This window comes from Streptomyces mobaraensis (genome assembly GCF_020099395.1).
GTDB lineage: Bacteria > Actinomycetota > Actinomycetes > Streptomycetales > Streptomycetaceae > Streptomyces.
This window is the reverse complement of record NZ_CP083590.1, coordinates 3,143,584-3,160,814: the sequence shown is the minus strand read 5'-3', so window position 1 is coordinate 3,160,814 and position 17,231 is coordinate 3,143,584. Positions and strand designations below refer to the sequence as shown.

15 protein-coding genes and 1 riboswitch are annotated in these 17,231 nt (G+C 72.9%); of the genes, 7 read left to right on the top strand and 8 right to left on the bottom strand.

The genetic code is table 11. The features are described from left to right. Positions 1 to 136: 136 nt before the first annotated feature. The 4 genes from K7I03_RS13460 to K7I03_RS13445 all read right to left on the bottom strand — a co-directional run bounded on the left by K7I03_RS13460 (position 137) and on the right by K7I03_RS13445 (position 4,558). Positions 137 to 1,069 (bottom strand): 1-phosphofructokinase family hexose kinase, encoded by a 933-nt coding sequence (locus K7I03_RS13460; protein ID WP_185941526.1) that lies wholly within the window; start codon positions 1,067 to 1,069, stop codon positions 137 to 139. Between the two features lie 124 nt (positions 1,070 to 1,193). After that, the gene (gene nagA, locus K7I03_RS13455) at positions 1,194 to 2,348 is read right to left on the bottom strand and encodes an N-acetylglucosamine-6-phosphate deacetylase (protein ID WP_185941525.1); all 1,155 of its coding nucleotides are present in this window, start codon (positions 2,346 to 2,348) and stop codon (positions 1,194 to 1,196) included. Beyond that, positions 2,348 to 3,325: an ROK family protein gene (locus tag K7I03_RS13450; RefSeq protein ID WP_185941524.1), complete on the bottom strand. Its 978-nt coding sequence runs from the start codon at positions 3,323 to 3,325 to the stop codon at positions 2,348 to 2,350. Before K7I03_RS13450 ends, nagA begins: the two co-directional genes overlap by 1 nt. Before the next feature lie 321 nt (positions 3,326 to 3,646). Beyond that, positions 3,647 to 4,558: an SIS domain-containing protein gene (locus tag K7I03_RS13445; protein ID WP_185941523.1), complete on the bottom strand. Its 912-nt coding sequence runs from the start codon at positions 4,556 to 4,558 to the stop codon at positions 3,647 to 3,649. A 285-nt stretch (positions 4,559 to 4,843) separates the two neighbouring features. On the opposite strand from K7I03_RS13445, the gene K7I03_RS13440 reads away from it, so the two are divergent. The 3 genes from K7I03_RS13440 (at position 4,844) to otsB (ending at position 7,500) form a co-directional block, all read left to right on the top strand. Then, positions 4,844 to 6,127 carry an extracellular solute-binding protein gene (locus K7I03_RS13440; protein WP_185941522.1) on the top strand — a complete coding sequence of 428 codons (1,284 nt, stop codon included), beginning with the start codon at positions 4,844 to 4,846 and terminating at the stop codon, positions 6,125 to 6,127. 138 nt (positions 6,128 to 6,265) lie between these two features. Further along, a complete protein-coding gene (locus K7I03_RS13435) occupies positions 6,266 to 6,520 on the top strand; it encodes a DUF3263 domain-containing protein (RefSeq protein ID WP_185941521.1) in 255 nt (84 codons plus the stop codon). Between the two features lie 101 nt (positions 6,521 to 6,621). Beyond that, on the top strand, positions 6,622 to 7,500 hold the full coding sequence (otsB, locus tag K7I03_RS13430; RefSeq protein WP_185941520.1) for a trehalose-phosphatase: 879 nt from the start codon (positions 6,622 to 6,624) through the stop codon (positions 7,498 to 7,500). 54 nt (positions 7,501 to 7,554) lie between these two features. On the opposite strand, the gene K7I03_RS13425 is transcribed toward otsB, so the two are convergent. The 3 genes from K7I03_RS13425 to K7I03_RS13415 form a co-directional block, all read right to left on the bottom strand. Beyond that, entirely contained in the window at positions 7,555 to 8,328 is a 774-nt protein-coding gene (locus K7I03_RS13425; RefSeq protein WP_185941519.1) for an RAD23 family protein, read from the bottom strand. A gap of 112 nt (positions 8,329 to 8,440) precedes the next feature. Further along, positions 8,441 to 9,907, bottom strand: coding sequence for an alpha,alpha-trehalose-phosphate synthase (UDP-forming) (locus tag K7I03_RS13420; protein ID WP_185941518.1), 1,467 nt, complete (start codon positions 9,905 to 9,907; stop codon positions 8,441 to 8,443). Between the two features lie 91 nt (positions 9,908 to 9,998). Beyond that, entirely contained in the window at positions 9,999 to 10,946 is a 948-nt protein-coding gene (locus K7I03_RS13415) for a glucosyl-3-phosphoglycerate synthase (RefSeq protein ID WP_185941517.1), read from the bottom strand. Positions 10,947 to 11,110: 164 nt separating this feature from the next. Next, a riboswitch (SAM riboswitch) is annotated at positions 11,111 to 11,245 on the top strand. A 17-nt stretch (positions 11,246 to 11,262) separates the two neighbouring features. Here K7I03_RS13415 and thrC point away from each other — a divergent pair. From thrC to groL, 4 genes are all read left to right on the top strand, one after another. Further along, entirely contained in the window at positions 11,263 to 12,555 is a 1,293-nt protein-coding gene (gene thrC, locus K7I03_RS13410) for a threonine synthase (protein ID WP_185941516.1), read from the top strand. Positions 12,556 to 12,760: 205 nt separating this feature from the next. Beyond that, positions 12,761 to 13,036: a MoaD/ThiS family protein gene (locus K7I03_RS13405; RefSeq protein ID WP_185941515.1), complete on the top strand. Its 276-nt coding sequence runs from the start codon at positions 12,761 to 12,763 to the stop codon at positions 13,034 to 13,036. Positions 13,037 to 13,504: 468 nt separating this feature from the next. Next, on the top strand, positions 13,505 to 13,708 hold the full coding sequence (locus K7I03_RS13400; protein WP_004986573.1) for a cold-shock protein: 204 nt from the start codon (positions 13,505 to 13,507) through the stop codon (positions 13,706 to 13,708). A gap of 434 nt (positions 13,709 to 14,142) precedes the next feature. Next, positions 14,143 to 15,765 carry a chaperonin GroEL gene (gene groL / locus K7I03_RS13395; protein WP_004954155.1) on the top strand — a complete coding sequence of 541 codons (1,623 nt, stop codon included), beginning with the start codon at positions 14,143 to 14,145 and terminating at the stop codon, positions 15,763 to 15,765. A gap of 48 nt (positions 15,766 to 15,813) precedes the next feature. Here the strand turns inward: groL and K7I03_RS13390 are convergent, their stop codons facing one another. Continuing rightward, a complete protein-coding gene (locus K7I03_RS13390; RefSeq protein ID WP_185941514.1) occupies positions 15,814 to 17,148 on the bottom strand; it encodes a PTS transporter subunit EIIC in 1,335 nt (444 codons plus the stop codon). Between the last annotated feature and the right edge of the window lie 83 nt (positions 17,149 to 17,231).

Genomic DNA, 17,231 nt, shown 5'->3' with positions numbered 1-17,231 from the left:
GCCGTGGCGCCCCGTCGTCCTGTCTGCTGGTGTGTGGGGCGCTGTCGAGGGGGCGGGGGCGCGTGGTCCGCCCGGGGCGTCGGAAACGTCGCGCGGGCGCCGGCACCTCGGACGGCCACCCCGTCGCGACGGGCCCTCACACCGCCACCACCTTCACCAGCGGCAGCGCCGCCTCGTACGCCTCCGCGTCGAACTCGCCCGCCACCGGCGCCCGGACCGTCGCCGCCGAGACGGCGACCGCGCGGCGGAGGCGGTCGGGCCAGGGGAGGCCGTCCAGCCACGCCGACAGCAGGCCGGCGACGGCGGAGTCACCGGCGCCCGTCGGGTTGCCCTTGAGGCGGGCGGGCGGGGTGGCGCGCCAGGTGCCGTCGGGGGTGACGGCGAGCATGCCCTCGGTGCCGAGGGACGCGGCGACGGCGTGGGCGCCGCGGCGGCGGGCGTCGAGGGCCGCGCGGACGGGGTCGGTCGAGCCGGTGAGGGCGGCGAGTTCGGCGGCGTTCGGCTTGACGACGTCGGGGCGGGCGGCGACGCCGCGTCGCAGGGGTTCCCCGGAGGTGTCCAGGAGGACGGGGATGTCGCGGGTGCGCGCCTGGCGGATCAACTGCGCGTAGGCGCCCACCGGGACGCCCGGCGGGAGGCTGCCGCACAGGGCCACCGCCCGTGCGCCCTCCAGGAGTTGGGCGTAGCGGGAGGTGAAGGCCGCCCATTCCGCCGCGGTGATCGCCGGACCCGTCTCGTTGAGCTGGGTGGTGTCGCCGGTGCTCGCGTCGACGACGCCGACCGTGCGGCGGGTGGAGCCGGCGATCGGGACGAGGGCGTCGGTCAGGCGGCCTGCCGTGTCGGCGGCCGTTGTGGCCAGGAGTGCGCGGAGCGTTTCGCCCGTCGGGCCGCCCGCGAAGCCCGTGACGGTGGTGTCGTGGCCCAGCCGGGCCAGCACCCGGGAGACGTTCAGGCCCTTGCCGCCCGGCCGTTCGACCGCCTCCGCGACGCGGTGCGAGGTGTGGGGACGCAGCCGGGGGACCCGATAGGTGAGGTCGAGCGCGGCGTTGAGCGTGACCGTGAGGATCATCGGCGCCTCTCTCGGACCGGTCCACGGGGACCCAGGGGGACACGATTGCGGGAGCGATCATGCCAAAACAGCGGCGGCAGGCCCAGTCCCCGGACCTGCCGCCGTTCCCCAATCCGAGGACGAATTAGCGCACTTCGGGGCGGACCAGCCATTCGCCCTTGCGCATCACGCCGACGAGTTCGAACGCGCCGTCGAGGACGACCAGGTCGGCGTCCTTGCCCGGTTCCAGCGAGCCGACGCGGTCGGCGACGCCCAGCAGCCGGGCCGGGTTGGCGGACAGGGCGGCGACCGCGTCCTCGACCGGCAGCCGGTCGACGGTCACCGCGCGGCGGAACGCCGTGTCCAGGGTGAGGGTCGAGCCGGCGATCGAACCGGCCGTGGGGCCGTCCGCGATGCGCGCGACCGCGTCCTTGACCTCCACCCGCATCGGGCCCAGCGCGTACATGCCGTCGCTCATGCCCGCCGCGCCCATCGCGTCCGTCACGAACGCGACCCGGCCGGCGCCCGCGCGGGCGAACGCCAACTCCAGGACGGCCGGGTGCAGGTGCGTCCCGTCGTTGATCAGCTCGACGGTGACCCGCTCGTCCTCCAGCAGCGCCGCGATCGGCCCGGGCGCGCGGTGCAGCAGCGAGGGCATGGCGTTGAAGAGGTGGGTGGCGACGGTCGCGCCCGCGTCGACGGCGTCCAGCGTCGCCTCGTAGGTGGAGTCCGTGTGGCCCACGGCGGCGATGACGCCCAGGTCGGCGAGCATGCGGACGGATTCGAGGCCGCCGGGGAGCTCGGGGGCGAGCGTCATCATCCGGGCCGTGCCGTGCGCCGCGTCGATCAGCTTGCGGACGTCGGCCGGGTCCGGGTCGCGCAGCAGCTCCGGCTGGTGGGCGCCGCAGCGGTGCGGGGAGATGAACGGGCCCTCGAAGTGGACCCCGGCCAGATCGCCCTGCTGGGTGAGCTCCGCGAGGACCGCCGCCTGCCGGGCGAGGTCGTCCAGGTCGCCGGTGACGGTGGAGGCGACCATCGTCGTCGTGCCGTGCGCGCGGTGCGCGCGGACCGCCGTCAGGGCCTCCTCCGGGTCGCCGGACGAGAAAGAGGCCCCGCCGCCGCCGTGGACGTGCATGTCCACGAAGCCGGGGACGATCCAGTGGCCGGTCAGGTCCCAGGTCGGCGTCTCCTCGGCGGCATCCGCGACGACGCGGGTGCCCTCCACGGTGACGCGGCCGTGCTCCACCACCCCGGTCGGCAGCACGACACGGGCGCCGTCGAGAACCGTTCGTTCGACCATCAGGCGGATACCTCCGTGGATTCCGTGGCTGCTGTGGCTGGCGTGGACGCCCGGGCGGCCAGCAGGTCCCGGGCGAGCAGACCCGCGCCCAGGCAGCCGGCGGTGGCCCCGAGGGCCGCCGGGACGATGAGGGGGAGTTTCTGGAACGTGAGGCGCTCCGCGACGGCGGCGCGCAGCGGGCCGAACAGCGTTTCGCCCGATTCGGCCAGCCCGCCGCCGACGATCAGCGTACGGGGGTCGAGCAGCGTCAGCCCGACGACGAGGCCGTCGGCGAGCGCGTCCACCGCCTCCTGCCAGACGCGGCGCGCGCGGGCGTCACCGGCCTCGACGGCGCGGGCGCAGGCGGCGGCGTCGGCCGCCGGGTCGCCGCTCGCCGCGGCCCAGGCGCGGCCGACGGCGGCGGCCGACGCGAGCGTCTCCAGGCAGCCGCGGCCGCCGCAGCCGCACTCCGGGGCGTCCGGGCCGCGGCGTACGGCGATGTGGCCGATCTCGCCGGCCGAGCCGTTCGCGCCCTCCTCGACGCGGCCTTCGATGCCGATCGCTCCCGCGATGCCGGTGCCGAGGGCGACGAAGAGGAAGCGGTCCGCTCCCTGGCCGGCGCCCAGGCGGCCTTCGGCCAGGCCGCCCGTCCTGACGTCGTGGCCCAGGGCCACGGGGGTGCCGCCCAGGCGGCGGCTCAGGAGGTCGCGGAGGGGGAGGTCGCGCCAGCCCAGGTTGGCGGCGTAGACGGCTGTGCCGGTGCTCGCGTCCACCACGCCCGGTACGGCTATGCCTGCGGCTGCCGGGGGTTCGCCGAACTCCTTCTCGGCGCGGTCGCGGAGTTCCTCGGCGAGGTCGAGGATGCGGGCGACTACGGCGTCGGGGCCTTGTTCGCGGTCCGTGGGGCGGAGGGTTTCGTGGACGAGGGTGGTGTCCGCGCCCATGAGGGCGGCTTTTATCCCGGTGCCGCCCACGTCGAGGGCGATGACATGTTTCACCGGGACAGTTTCGCGCGTGGGGGTGGAAAGGTCTAGTCCACTGTCCGGGGGGTGGGTGGGTGCGTGGGTGCGCCTGCGGCGGGCTGTGCCCCGGTCCCGCCCTTTCGCCGATTCCTGGGGCTGCGCCCCAGACCCCCCTTTCGCGGCTCCGCCGCTCGTCCTCAAACGCCGGACGGGCTGAAAATCAGCCCGTTGGGGGTACCCCCTCTGGGGGAGTTTGAGGACAACCGCGCGGAGCGCGGTTTCCGGGGCGCGGGGGCGGAGCCCCCGCAAGAAACGGTGAATGGGGGTGCCCCCTCTGGGGGAGGGACCGGGGCACCCTCAAGCGCCGAGCACCACGCTCCGCGTCAGCCCCCGCGGCCGGTCCGGGTCCAGGCCCCGCGCCTCCGCGACGGCGACCGCCACCCGCTGGGCCCGGACAAGCTCGGCCAGCGGGTCGCTCGGCGTATGGACGAACGTTCCGCCGGCCGCGCCGACCGCCCCCTCCAGCCCCTCAGGAACAGGGCCGAAGGCCCACGTCACCCGCCCCGGCCCCGCGATGGCCACCGGCCCATGCCGGTACTCCATCGCCGGATACGCCTCCGTCCACGCCCCCGCCGCCTCGCGCATCTTCAAGGCCGCCTCCTGGGCCACCCCATAAGCCCAGCCGCGCCCGAGGAACGTCCACTGCGACGCGGAGAGCAGCGCGTCCGGCAGCGGCTCCCCGACGGCCCCGGCCGCCTCGTCGGCGGCCCGCAGCACCGCCTCCGTCCCGCCCGGGAGGGCGGAACGCAGCAGCGCCAGGGCCGTCGTCGCGAACCGCGTCTGGACGACGGACTCCTCGTCCGCCCAGTCCAGTACCGCCAGCGCGTCGGCCGCGTCCCGCACCGGAGTGGCGGGGTCGGCGGTGAGCGCCAGCAGTGGCGCGGTGCCGCGGAGGGCGGCCAGCAGGTCCAGGACCTCCGTCGTGGTGCCGGAGCGGGTGATCGCCACCACCCGGTCGTAGCGGCGCGCCGTGGGGAACTCGGACGCGGCGAACGCGTCCGTCTCGCCCTCGCCCGCCGCCTCGCGCAGGGACGCGTACGCCTGTGCCATGAACCAGGACGTGCCGCAGCCGGTGATAGCGACGCGCTCGCCGGTTCTGGGCAGTCCGTCCGTGACCGGGGCGGCGTCGGCGGCCCGGCGCCAGCAGGCGGGCTGGGTGGCGAGTTCGGCGGCGGTGCGGGAGGGGGACTCAGGGGGTGGTACGGCCATGACCTGGGCTCCTTGCGGTCTGCGTGAGCGATCCACGAGTGATCCATCAGTGATCCGTCCGTGCCCCACCGTGGATAGCAGCCCGCCACCGGGAGGGGGAAGGGCGAGGCCGGAGCGAGCCCCTGTTCGAAGAGCCTTTAAGGTGGCGCGGGAGAACATGCGGAGCCCGCGGCTCCCGCGGTCCCCACCGGGCAGGTCGTCCGCATCACGGCCGGGGGCGCGCGCACGGGCACGGCACGGGCACGGCACGGTCACACGGGTCACAATCACAAGGGCGGAAAGCAAGTGCAGCGGCGGCGGTTCTTGAGTCTCTCGGCGGCGGGTGCCGCGACGGCGGCGATGGTGCCCGCACTCTCGGCGTGCGGGAGCGGTGGCCCCGGCGGCGGCAAGACGCTGAAGCTGGTCGCCGCCGAGTACGGCGACGGCAAGCCGGAGAACAGCTCGAAGAAGTACTGGGACTCGGTCGCCCGGACCTTCATGGGCGACCACAAGGGCGTCAAGGTCGACGTCGAGGTCTACAGCTGGACCGAGGTCGACAAGAAGGTCGCCGACATGGTCGCCGCGGGCAACGCCCCGGACATCGCGCAGATCGGCGCGTACGCCGACTTCGCCGCGGCCGGCAAGCTCTACAGCGCCGACCAGCTGCTCTCCATATCGACCCAGGCCGACTTCATCGCCTCGATCTCCCGCGCGGGCGAGGTGCACCGGACGCAGTACGGCCTGCCGTTCGTCTCCTCCACCCGACTGCTGTTCTGCAACGAGACGCTGTTCCGCAAGGCCGGCATCATCAAGCACCCCGAGAGCTGGGCCGAGGTCCAGACCGCCGCCACGAAGCTGAAGGCCGCCGGGGTGAAGATCCCGTTCGGGCTGCCGCTGGGTCCCGAGGAGGCGCCCGCCGAGACCATGCTGTGGATGCTGGGCGGCGGCGGTGGCTACACCGACAAGAACGGCAGCTACACCATCCGCTCGCAGGCCAACGTCCGGACGTTCGAGTGGCTGCGGGACGAGCTCGTCGGCAAGGAGCTCACCGGCCCCGGCAACCCCGCCCGTACCAACCGCCAGGATCTTTTCGACGCCTTCTGCAAGGGCCAGGTCGGCATGCTCCACGGCCACCCCAGCCTGATGCAGCAGGCGGAGGCGGCCGACATCAAGTACGAGATGATCCCGCTCCCCGGTATCGACGGCAAGGCGAAGTCGACGATGGGTGTCGCCGACTGGGTCATGGCCTTCAAGACCGCCCCCCGCAAGGAGACCGGCCTCTTCCTGGACTTCCTCTACGGCACCCAGACCGTGCTCGACTTCACCGGCAAGTACGACCTGCTGCCCGTGACCACGTCCGCCTCCCGGCAGATGCGCAAGGACGACTCGAAGCGGTCGAAGAAGCTGCGGCCGTTCCTGGACCCGCTGCCGCAGGCCGAGTTCTACCCCGCCGACAAGACCTCCTGGGCCAAGGTCAGCAAGACCATCAAGGAGAAGATCGGCGGCGTCGTCCAGAAGGGCGCCGACGTGGCCGGCATCCTCGACGAGATCCAGCGCGAGGCCGACTCCACGGACGGCGTGGCGCGCTAGGCACGCAGGCGGGGCGGACCGGGTCGTTCCCGGGCCCGGATCGTTCCCGGGCCCGGGTCCGTACCGGTCCTGGATCCGTACCGGGCCCGGAACCTTCCCGGGCCCGGCCTCTCCCCGCCGTCGCCTACGCTGGACCGCATGGACGACAGGCCCCCCTCCGGGAGCGACCGGCCCCTCTCCGAGCGGGACCTGGCCGTGCTCGCCCTCGAACGGCGGTCGTGGCCCGGCCCCGGCGCCAAGGAGCGGGCCGTGCGGGAACGGCTCGGCATCACGCCCACCCGTTACTACCAGCTCCTCAACGCCCTGCTGGACGATCCCCGGGCCCTGGCCCACGACCCCGTCACGGTCAACCGGCTGCGCCGGCTGCGCGAGGCCCGGCGGGCCCGCCGCTGACCGGCGGCCGTACGCCTCGCTGGAACACCGTCCGGAACCTTCGCCCCACGAAATCCGGAAGCCCCCGACTCGACGGCGCGCGCCTGGGTAGGGTCGACGGCATGGGAAGCCACCCCCTTCCGGAACCCGTGACGTCCGCCGGGCGCGAGGGCCTCGCCGCGCTCCTCGCCCGGCCCGGCCGCGCGATCGTCGCGCTGGACTTCGACGGGACGCTCGCCGAGATCGTCCCCGACCCCGAACGCGCCCGGGCGCACCCCGCGGCCGTCCCCGCCCTCGCCCGGCTCGCGCCGCACCTGGAGTCGGTGGCAGTGATCACCGGCCGGCCGGCCGGGGTCGCCGTCCGCTACGGCGGCTTCGCCGGGGTGCCGGGCCTCGAACGCCTGGCGGTGCTCGGTCACTACGGCGCCGAACGCTGGGACGCGGCCACCGGCACCGTCCACTCACCGGCCCCGCACCCGGGCATCGCCGCCGTCCAGGCCGAACTGCCCGGCGTGCTCGACGCGTCCGGCGCCTGGCACGGCACCTGGGTGGAGACCGCGCCCATCGAGAACAAGGGCGGCCGGGCCATCGCCGTCCACACCCGCCGCGCGCCCGATCCCCAGGGCGCGTTCCGGGCGCTGGAGAAGCCGCTGGCCGAACTCGCCGCCCGGCACGGGCTGATCGTCGAGCCGGGACGGCTGGTGCTGGAGTTGCGCCCGCCGGGCATGGACAAGGGCGTCGCCCTCGCCGACCACGTCCGCGCCACCGGCGCCGACTGCGTCCTCTACGCCGGCGACGACCTCGGTGACCTGGCCGCCTTCGACGCGGTGGAGCGGCTGCGCGCCGAGGGGCTGACCGGTGTCCTGGTCTGCAGCGGCAGCACGGAGGTCACCGAACTGGCCGACCGCGCGGACCTGGTGGTGGACGGCCCCAAGGGTGTGGTGGGGCTGCTGGAGGCGCTGGCGGACGGGGTGACGGGCGAGGCAGCGCCGGAGAACTGAGGCGTTCCGGGCCGCATGCCCGTCGCGGCCCTCGCTCAGTCGCCGTCCGCGTCCTCAGTCGCCGTCCGCGTCGGCTCCCTCCCGCCGTGCCTTCCCGTCGTCCTTGATGCCGACCGCCGCCAGCGCGGTCGTCCAGTCCCGGGCGATGGCCTGCTGTGCCTTCCGCAGGTCCGCCTTGCCCGAGCAGATCGCGTTCTTCAGCTTCGTCTCGACGACGTCCTTGGGGTTGTTGGGGCCCGCGCCGTCCTTGTGGCCGGGGGAGGGCGGCTCGACCCACAGGTTGCGCGGGTCGTTGGGGTCGCCGCCGAGCTGGAGGCTGATGAGATGGTCGTACTCGGCTTCACGCAGCGACTTCTTGTAGCCGTAGGAGGCGGCGTTGGCGGTCTTCTCGCGACCCGTGATGTTCGTGGGCGGCCTGATGTCCTTGGTGTAACCGGCGCGGCAGATCGTCGTCTTGAGCGTGTCCGGGGTGACCTTGGGGTTGGTCGCCCCGGGGGTGCACTTGGGGTCGGGCAGCGGCTCCTTGGCCGAGGTGTAGTGATAGGCGCAGGTGCCGGGAGCGGGCTGCTTCTGCACGGTGTACGAGGACTGGGGGCCGGGCCCGACCGGTACCGAGCCGTCGCCGGACCCGGCGGACGGGGCAGAAGGGGCCGGCCCTTTGGCCGCATCGGAACCGGAAGGCGAGGCCGTACTTGTGGCCGCGGCCCCCTTGCCGCTCTTGGACTCCGACTTCCCGTCATCGGAATCGGACGAACAACCGGTCGTGGTCACGGCGAGGACGGCGGCCGTGGCCGCCGCCAGGGCGAGCCGGCGCGGTGGGATCGACATGCCCCATGACTACCCGCCCGCACCGCCCGTCAGCCGGGCGGCCGAAGCACACCGGCGCGCACGGGAGCACGCCACACGCCCCGGCGCCCCTCCCGCCCCCTGGCCTCCGGCGCTACAACGCCCGCAGCGCGTCCAGCTGTTCGACGAACCAGCGGGCCGGCGGCAGCGCCGTCGCCGCCGCGGCCAGCCGCTTCGACCGGTCCGCGCGCTGCCCGTGGTCCATCAGCAGCGCCTCGTGCAGGGCGCGGGCGGTGGCCTCGACGTCGTACGGGTTGACGACGATCGCGTCCGCGCCCAGCTCCGCCGCGGCCCCCGCCTCCCGCGAGAGCACCAGCGCGCAGCCGTCGTCGGAGACGACCGGCACCTCCTTGGCGACCAGGTTCATCCCGTCGCGGATCGGGTTGACCAGGGCGACGTCCGCCATCCGGTAGGCCGCGAGGGAGCGTGCGAAGTCGTCCTTGACGTGCAGGGCGACCGGCTGCCACCCGGGCGTCCCGAACTCCTCGTTGATCAGGCCGGCGACGCGCTCGACCTCCGCCGTGTAGTCGCGGTAGACGGTGAGGTCCTGCCGGGACGGGTACGCGAACGCGATGTGCACGACGCGCTCGCGCCACTGCGGGTGGTCCTCCAGGAGCCGCCGGAAGGCGTGCAGGCCGCGGACGATGTTCTTCGACAGCTCGGTGCGGTCCACGCGGACGATCGTCCGGCGGCCGGCCCCGACCTGCTCGCGCAGCGCGGCCATCCGCTCCTCGACGTCCGGCCGGTGGGCGCGCTCGCGCAGGAAGGCGGCGTCCGCGCCCAGGCCGTGGACGCCGAGCAGCGTCGTCCGGCCGTCGAGGCGCACGGCCGTCGCCGACCCGTCGTCCGCGCGGACGACCTCCGCGCCGAGGACGTCCGCGCAGCAGGCGGCGAACGCGTCGGCCCAGCGGCGGGTGAGGAACGCCGCGCGGTCGCCGCCCAGGATGCCGCGGAGCACCTGCGCGGCCACGTCGTCGGGGAGCATCCGGTAGTAGTCCGGCGGCGCCCAGGGGGTGTGCGAGAAGTGGCTGATGCGCAGGTCGGGGCGGCGCTCGCGGAGCAGGCCCGGGACCAGCGTCAGGTGGTAGTCCTGGACGAGCACCACCGCGCCCTCGGCGGCCTCCTCGGCGAGCGCGTCCGCGAAGGCGGCGTTGTACGTCTCGTACGCGGCCCACTGCTCGCGGAACCCGGCGTCGAAGACGGGCTCCAGCGGCGTCTGGTAGAGCAGGTGGTGGACGAACCACAGCACCGAGTTGGCGATGCCGTTGTACGCGGCGGCGAAGGTCTCGGCCGGGACGTCGAGCATCCGCACGCCGTACCCGCCGGTGTCGGCCGGGTCGAGCCGGCGGCCCGCGCGGCGGGCGGCGAGCCGGTCGCCCTCGCCGAGCGCGGCGCAGACCCACACCGCGCCGGAGTCCGTACCGATGGCGCTGAGCCCGGAGACCAGGCCACCGCCGCCCCGGCCGGAGGTCAGGGAGCCGTCCTCGGCGACCCGGTAGGAGACCGGGCCGCGGTTGGATGCCACGACGATGGGGGCGTTCTGCACGTGCTCAGCGACCATGACGCGAGCCTTGCCACGCCGCCATCCGCTCAAACGTACGCCTCCCCCCGTTGCCCTTTCGCGTACGCCTACGCCGCCCGTCTCCGTAGGTCTACGCCGCGCGGTGCCGCGCGTACTCGGGGACCTGCGTCATCGGCGGGCGCTCCTCGGTGTCCACCGGATACGTCCGCGGAACGAACCCCTCCGCCGTGCGCTCGAACTGGGTCAGCTCCGGGCGCACCAGCGGTTCGCGGCCCAGCCGCAGCTGAGCGGTGCGGTAGATGGCGGCGGCCATCCGGCCCAGCGCCCGCCCGTCCTGGTGGCGGTGCTTGCGCACCCCGACGTCGACCTGGGCCAGCGCGTCCAGGCCCACCGTGTGCAGCGCGTCGACGAGCAGGCCGAGCTCCACGCCGTAGCCGACGGGGAACGGCAGCCGCTCCAGCAGCGAGCGCCGGGCCGCGTACTCGCCGCCCAGCGGCTGCACGAAACCGGCCAGCCGCGGCCAGTGCAGGTTGAGCAGCGGGCGGGCGACCAGCTCCGTCACCCGGCCGCCCTGGCCCGCCGCCTCGCCCAGCGGGCGGTCGTACATCGCCTTGACGAAGTCCACGTCCGGGTCGGTCAGCAGCGGGCCGACGATCCCGGAGACGAAGGCGGACGAGAAGTCGCGCAGGTCGGCGTCGATGAAGCAGACGACGTCGCCGGAGGTCACCAGCAGGGACCGCCACAGCACCTCGCCCTTGCCGGGGACGGCGGGCAGGCCGGGGAGCACGGCGTCCCGGTGCTCGACCCGGGCCCCGGCCGCCGCGGCGACCCGCGCCGTGCCGTCCGTCGAACCGGAGTCGAGGACCACCAGCTCGTCGACGAGCGGCATCTCGTCCGTCATGAGGTCGCGGCGGATCGCGGCGGTGATGTCCCCGACCGTGGCCTCCTCGTTCAGCGCGGGCAGGACGACGCTGACCGTGGTACCCGTCGCGCGCTTCGCGGCGAGCAGCCGGTCGAGCGGGCGGTCCGCCGCGGTCCAGGACCGCCGGGACAGCCAGCGCTCCACCTCTTCCAGCACGTGAACGACTCCTCGCTTGTGAACGGTGTGGTGATCTGTCTCGCGGTGCGAAACGGCCCTCTCGCCGCGCCGCACCTTCCGATACAGTCTTGAACAACGCGGAGCCCGCCCGTATGTCGGGGGTGCCGCGCGCACAAACGCCTGGGTGCTGCCCAGTGCCATACCGCTCATCCAGAGGGGCAGAGGGACACGGCCCGTTGAAGCCCCGGCAACCCTCCAGCCGGTCTCCTTGTGAGGCTCCCGGCGGGGAAGGTGCCAATTCCGTCTCGTGGCGAGGTTCGCCACGGGGAAGATGAGGAGAAAGGGCCTCGCCTCCATGGCTGTGCAAGCCGTCGAAAGCGTCACTTCCGCCACCACTTCTTTTGGCGGTTCCTTTGGTCCCGCCGTCGCGCTGTCCTGCCGCGAGTGCGGCGAGCGCGTCCCCCTCGGACCGGTCTTCGCCTGCACCTCCTGCTTCGGCCCGCTGGAGGTCGCCTACGAGCTGCCGCTCGGCGACCCCGAGGGCCTGCGCCGGCGCATCGAGTCCGGCCCCGCGAACATCTGGCGGTACGCGCCGCTGCTGCCCGTCCCCGCCGACGTCGCCTCCCGGCCCAACCTCCGGCCCGGCTTCACCCAGCTCGTCCGCGCCGACAACCTGGCCAGGGAGCTGGGCGTCACCGGAGAGCTGCACGTCAAGGACGACTCCGGAAACCCCACGCACTCCTTCAAGGACCGCGTCGTCGCGGTCGCGGTGGAGGCGGCGCGCGCCTTCGGATTCACCACGCTGTCCTGCTCCTCGACCGGCAACCTGGCCGGCGCGGTGGGCGCGGCGGCCGCCCGCGCCGGGCTCCGGTCCTGCGTCTTCATCCCGCACGACCTGGAGGCCGGCAAGATCGTCATGGCCGCCGTCTACGGCGGCGACCTCGTCGGCATCGAGGGGACGTACGACGACGTCAACCGCTTCTGCTCCGAGCTCATCGGTGACCCGCTGGGCGAGGGATGGGGCTTCGTCAACGTCAACCTCCGCCCCTACTACGGCGAGGGCTCCAAGACCCTCGCCTACGAGATCTGCGAGCAACTGGGGTGGCGGCTGCCCGACCAGCTCGTCATCCCCATCGCCTCCGGCTCCCAGCTCACGAAGATCGACAAGGGGCTGCGGGAACTGATCGCCCTCGGGCTGGTGGAGGATCGCCCGTACCGCATTTTCGGCGCCCAGGCGGAGGGGTGCTCGCCGGTCTCCCGCGCCTTCAAGGACGGCCAGGACGTGGTGCGTCCCGTCAAGCCCGACACGATCGCCAAGTCCCTGGCCATCGGGAACCCGGCCGACGGGCCGTACGTGCTCGACATCGCCCGGCGCACGGGAGGTGCCGTCGAGGACGTCACCGACCCGGAGATCGTGGACGCCATCCGGCTCCTCGCCCGCACGGAGGGGATCTTCGCGGAGACGGCGGGCGGCGTGACGGTGGGCGTCACGCGGAAGCTGCTGGAGGCGGGGGTGCTGGATCCTTCGCTGACGACCGTGGTGCTGAACACGGGGGACGGGCTGAAGACGCTGGACGCGGTGGCGGCGGGGCCGTCGGTGACGATCAGGCCGAGCTTGGGGGCTTTCCGGGAGGCGGGGCTGGGGTAGGGGTGGGCGGCCCCGGTCCCTCCCCCAGAGGGGGTACCCCCACTTTCACCGTTTCCTGGGGCTGCCGCCCCTGACCCCGCAGGGCGCTTGTGGGTGCGGGGGCGCAGCCCCTGCAAGAAACGGTGAAAGGGCGGGACTGGGGCACCCCACCCGCGCCCCCCCGCGCACGCACACACGCCACACCACTCACAAGAAAGGCGACCCCATGAGCGTCACCGTCCGCATCCCCACCATCCTCCGCACCTACACCGACGGCCGCGCCGAAGTCCCCGCCCAGGGATCCACCCTCTCCGAGGTGATCGGCGACCTGGAGAAGAACCACCCGGGCATCGCCGCCCGGCTCCTCGACGACGCCGGCAAACTGCGCCGCTTCGTCAACGTGTACGTCAACGACGACGACGTCCGCTTCGAGGGCGGCCTCGCCGCGGCGACCCCGGACGGCGCGGGCGTGTCGATCATCCCGGCGGTGGCGGGCGGCTGAGCGCCCGCGACGCCGAGCGCCCGCGAGGCGGCGCGCCCGACGGCATCGAGAGACTCACCCGGCAACGGGAACCACACGCGAACCGTGAATCGCCCCGGCCGCTAAGCGGACGGGGCGATTCCGTCTGTTGAAGCGCGATACAGTTGGGACGTTCCCCCTCCGGTGTCAGAGCCGAACGCATATGAGAACCCGTCAAGTTGCGCGGGAATTACGCGTGCGAATTGTCGGGTTGGCCGGTGTATGTCCGGCCCGACTTGCCCTGGAACATCCCCTGTTGGGTGGAGATCGCCGCTCGGCGACGCCGGTATTTCTCGTCCGTCTGACCTGTTGCAGACGGCATCCGTGCAGATACATTCAGCCGCGGTCGACGCGTTCCGGCGCACACCCCTCGGTGTCACAAGGGGTGAGGTCTGACCCGGGTCCGCGAAGTGCGGTCCTGTGCAAGGGCCAGTAATAGGGGAGTTAGGCATGGCTCAGGGCACCGTCAAGTGGTTCAACGCGGAGAAGGGGTACGGCTTCATCGCGGTCGACGGTGGTGCGGATGTTTTCGTCCACTACAGCGCGATTCAGATGGACGGCTACCGCACCCTGGAAGAGGGGCAGCGGGTCGAGTTCGAGATCTCGCAGGGCCAGAAGGGACCTCAGGCCGACATGGTGAGGGTGACCGCCTGACCGCGGCGCATCGACCACCGATCGCTCAGTCTGTCAAAGGGGTCCGCACCGGGAGGTGCGGACCCCTTTGTCGTGTCCGTTCGTCTGTTCGGTGGACGGACTGTTCGGCCGTCCGGGCCGGCGGTGCGGGGAGTGCGCCGGTCTCCCGCTGGGCAGGGTCTCCGGGGCGCCTCCGGGATCCGTTCGAAACGAGGCCCGGAACCCCTCCGGGACGGTGTCCGGGATGACCCCGGTCTTCGGAAGGACGCTTGCACTCGGAGGTGCCGAGTGCTAATCATTGGCTTAGCACTCTCCCAGTGAGAGTGACAGACTTGGACCGTCGGTGAGGTCCACGGGCCCGGCGGGGCAAGGAACCGCCGAGCATGTGGGCCGTCCGTCGCGGGCGCCTGTGCGGTCCGGAGCAATCCACCCCCAGTCCGGGAGGACCACTTCACATGGCCAAGATCATCGCGTTCGACGAGGAGGCGCGGCGCGGCCTTGAGCGCGGTATGAACCAGCTCGCCGACGCCGTCAAGGTCACCCTCGGCCCCAAGGGCCGCAACGTCGTCCTTGAGAAGAAGTGGGGCGCCCCCACGATCACCAACGATGGTGTCTCCATCGCCAAGGAGATCGAGCTGGAGGACCCGTACGAGAAGATCGGCGCCGAGCTGGTCAAGGAGGTCGCGAAGAAGACGGACGACGTCGCCGGTGACGGCACGACGACCGCGACCGTCCTCGCCCAGGCGCTGGTCCGCGAGGGTCTGCGCAACGTGGCCGCCGGTGCCAACCCCATGGCCCTGAAGCGCGGTATCGAGAAGGCCGTCGAGGCCGTCTCCGCCGCCCTCCTGGAGCAGGCGAAGGACGTCGAGACCAAGGAGCAGATCGCCTCCACGGCCTCCATCTCCGCCGCCGACACCCAGATCGGCGAGCTCATCGCCGAGGCGATGGACAAGGTCGGCAAGGAAGGCGTCATCACCGTCGAGGAGTCCCAGACCTTCGGTCTGGAGCTGGAGCTCACCGAGGGTATGCGCTTCGACAAGGGCTACATCTCGGCGTACTTCGCCACCGACATGGAGCGTATGGAGGCGTCCCTCGACGACCCGTACATCCTGATCGTCAACTCGAAGATCAGCTCGGTCAAGGACCTGCTGCCGCTCCTCGAGAAGGTCATGCAGTCCGGCAAGCCGCTGCTGATCATCGCCGAGGACGTCGAGGGCGAGGCCCTGTCGACCCTGGTCGTCAACAAGATCCGCGGCACCTTCAAGTCCGTCGCCGTCAAGGCCCCGGGCTTCGGCGACCGCCGCAAGGCCATGCTCGGCGACATCGCCATCCTCACCGGTGGCACGGTCATCTCCGAGGAGGTCGGCCTCAAGCTGGAGAACGCCGGTCTCGACCTGCTCGGCCGCGCCCGCAAGGTCGTCATCACCAAGGACGAGACGACCATCGTCGACGGTGCCGGTGACAGCGACCAGGTCCAGGGCCGCGTCAACCAGATCCGCGCCGAGATCGAGAACAGCGACTCGGACTACGACCGGGAGAAGCTCCAGGAGCGCCTCGCGAAGCTGGCCGGCGGCGTGGCCGTCATCAAGGCCGGTGCCGCGACCGAGGTCGAGCTCAAGGAGCGCAAGCACCGCATCGAGGACGCCGTTCGCAACGCGAAGGCGGCCGTCGAGGAGGGCATCGTCGCCGGTGGTGGCGTGGCCCTGCTCCAGGCCTCCCAGGTGTTCGAGAAGCTGGAGCTCGAGGGCGACGAGGCCACCGGTGCCAACGCCGTCAAGCTGGCCCTGGAGGCCCCGCTCAAGCAGATCGCCGTCAACGGTGGTCTCGAGGGCGGCGTCGTCGTGGAGAAGGTCCGCAACCTGACCGTCGGCCACGGCCTCAACGCCGCGACCGGCGAGTACGTCGACATGATCGCCGAGGGCATCATCGACCCGGCGAAGGTCACCCGCTCCGCCCTGCAGAACGCCGCCTCCATCGCGGCGCTCTTCCTCACCACCGAGGCCGTCATCGCCGACAAGCCGGAGAAGGCCGCCGCGGCCGCTCCGGGCGGCATGCCCGGTGGCGAGATGGACTTCTGAGCCGACCCGGCTCGCCAGTCCTGAAGCAGACCGAGGGCGGCATCCCCATCACGGGGATGCCGCCCTCGGGCGTTTCCGGGGAAAACCGAAGAAGTACGTGGCGAGGAAGCCGGCCGCGTACCCGACCAGCAGCCCCGCCGCGTACACCACCACCGCCTCGACCGGCCCTTGATCCCCTCTCAGCAGCGGGAACAACGCCCAGCCGGACGGCCCGATCGCCGTCGCGCCCACCGTGCCGCTTCCGCCCTGCGCCATGAACCCCACGAACCCGCCGCCGAAGGCGCCTCCCACACAGGCCGTCGCGAAGGGCCGCCCCAGCGGCAGCGACACCCCGTAGACCAACGGCTCGCCGACCCCCAGCAGTCCAGCCGGAAGCGCGGAACGCACCGTCCGCCGCACCGAGATGTCGTCCGGCAGCCGCAGGTAGACGGCGACCGCCGCCCCCACCTGGCCCGCGCCCGCCATGGCGAGGATCGGCAGCAGGACCGTGCTGCCCCGCTCGGCGATCAGCGTGGCGTGGACCGGGATCAGTGCCTGATGCAGCCCCAGCATCACCAGCGGCAGGAACAGCCCGCCCAGCACGAACCCCGCCACGGCACCCCCGTGCGACAGCAGCCAGTCCGCGAACTGGCCGACGGCGCTTGACGCTTCACCCGCCGCCCACATCAGCCCGTACAGCGTCGCCAGCCCCGGCAGCAGCACGGTGAGCGCCGGGGTGAGCAGAACGTCCAGCGCCTCGGGGACGACGCGCCGGCACCCGCGTTCCACGGCCACGGCCAGCAGCGCCGCGGCCAGGGCCCCGAGCACCCCGCCCTGCCCGGGCGTCAACCCCCGCCCGAACGCCTCCACTTGCCCCACCCCCGGCCAGACGGCGACCGCCGCGACGGCTCCGCCGAGAACCGGCGTCCCACCGAACTCCTTCGCCGTCTGGTACCCGACGAAGACGCCGATCAGCGCCATGAACCCGGACGCGACGGCGTTCAGCGCCGGCACGAGGGCGGGCGCCCACTGGAGATTGGCGAGCAGGCCGGCGAGGCCGGCGATGATGCCGCAGCCGATGAGGGCGGGGATGAGGGGGATGAAGATCTGGGCTACGCGGCGGAGGAGTTGTCCGGAGGGGGCGGCGGTGCGCGCCCGGCGCTCGGCGCGGAGGGCGGCGGCCACTTGGGTGACCTTGCCCGGGCCGAGAACGATCTGGACGGCCGTGCCGTCCACGACCACTCCGAGGACGCCGGGAGCGGCCCGGAGCTCCGCCGTCCGAACGAGGGCGGGGTCCGCCACGTCTGCGCGGAGGCGGGTCATGCAGTGAGTGAGGGAGCGGAGGTTGGTGGGGCCTCCGAGGAGGGGGAGGAGGGTGGTGGCGAGAGGGTGCTCGGTGGGCATGGGGGATGTGTCCCACGCGGGGGCGCCGTTTGTAACGGTTGGGTGCCCCGGTCCCGCCCTTTCGCCGTTTCCTGGGGGCAAGC

Excerpts from the sequence above, each read along its gene's own strand:
- K7I03_RS13460 (WP_185941526.1), bottom strand. The coding sequence starts at position 1,069 with ATGATCCTCACGGTCACGCTCAACGCCGCGCTCGACCTCACCTATCGG.
- K7I03_RS13425 (WP_185941519.1), bottom strand. The coding sequence starts at position 8,328 with ATGTCGATCCCACCGCGCCGGCTCGCCCTGGCGGCGGCCACGGCCGCC.
- nagA (WP_185941525.1), bottom strand. The coding sequence starts at position 2,348 with ATGGTCGAACGAACGGTTCTCGACGGCGCCCGTGTCGTGCTGCCGACC.
- K7I03_RS13420 (WP_185941518.1), bottom strand. The coding sequence starts at position 9,907 with ATGGTCGCTGAGCACGTGCAGAACGCCCCCATCGTCGTGGCATCCAAC.
- K7I03_RS13405 (WP_185941515.1), top strand. The coding sequence starts at position 12,761 with ATGAGCGTCACCGTCCGCATCCCCACCATCCTCCGCACCTACACCGAC.
- K7I03_RS13445 (WP_185941523.1), bottom strand. The coding sequence starts at position 4,558 with ATGGCCGTACCACCCCCTGAGTCCCCCTCCCGCACCGCCGCCGAACTC.
- K7I03_RS13435 (WP_185941521.1), top strand. The coding sequence starts at position 6,266 with ATGGACGACAGGCCCCCCTCCGGGAGCGACCGGCCCCTCTCCGAGCGG.
- K7I03_RS13400 (WP_004986573.1), top strand. The coding sequence starts at position 13,505 with ATGGCTCAGGGCACCGTCAAGTGGTTCAACGCGGAGAAGGGGTACGGC.
- otsB (WP_185941520.1), top strand. The coding sequence starts at position 6,622 with ATGGGAAGCCACCCCCTTCCGGAACCCGTGACGTCCGCCGGGCGCGAG.
- groL (WP_004954155.1), top strand. The coding sequence starts at position 14,143 with ATGGCCAAGATCATCGCGTTCGACGAGGAGGCGCGGCGCGGCCTTGAG.
- thrC (WP_185941516.1), top strand. The coding sequence starts at position 11,263 with ATGGCTGTGCAAGCCGTCGAAAGCGTCACTTCCGCCACCACTTCTTTT.
- K7I03_RS13390 (WP_185941514.1), bottom strand. The coding sequence starts at position 17,148 with ATGCCCACCGAGCACCCTCTCGCCACCACCCTCCTCCCCCTCCTCGGA.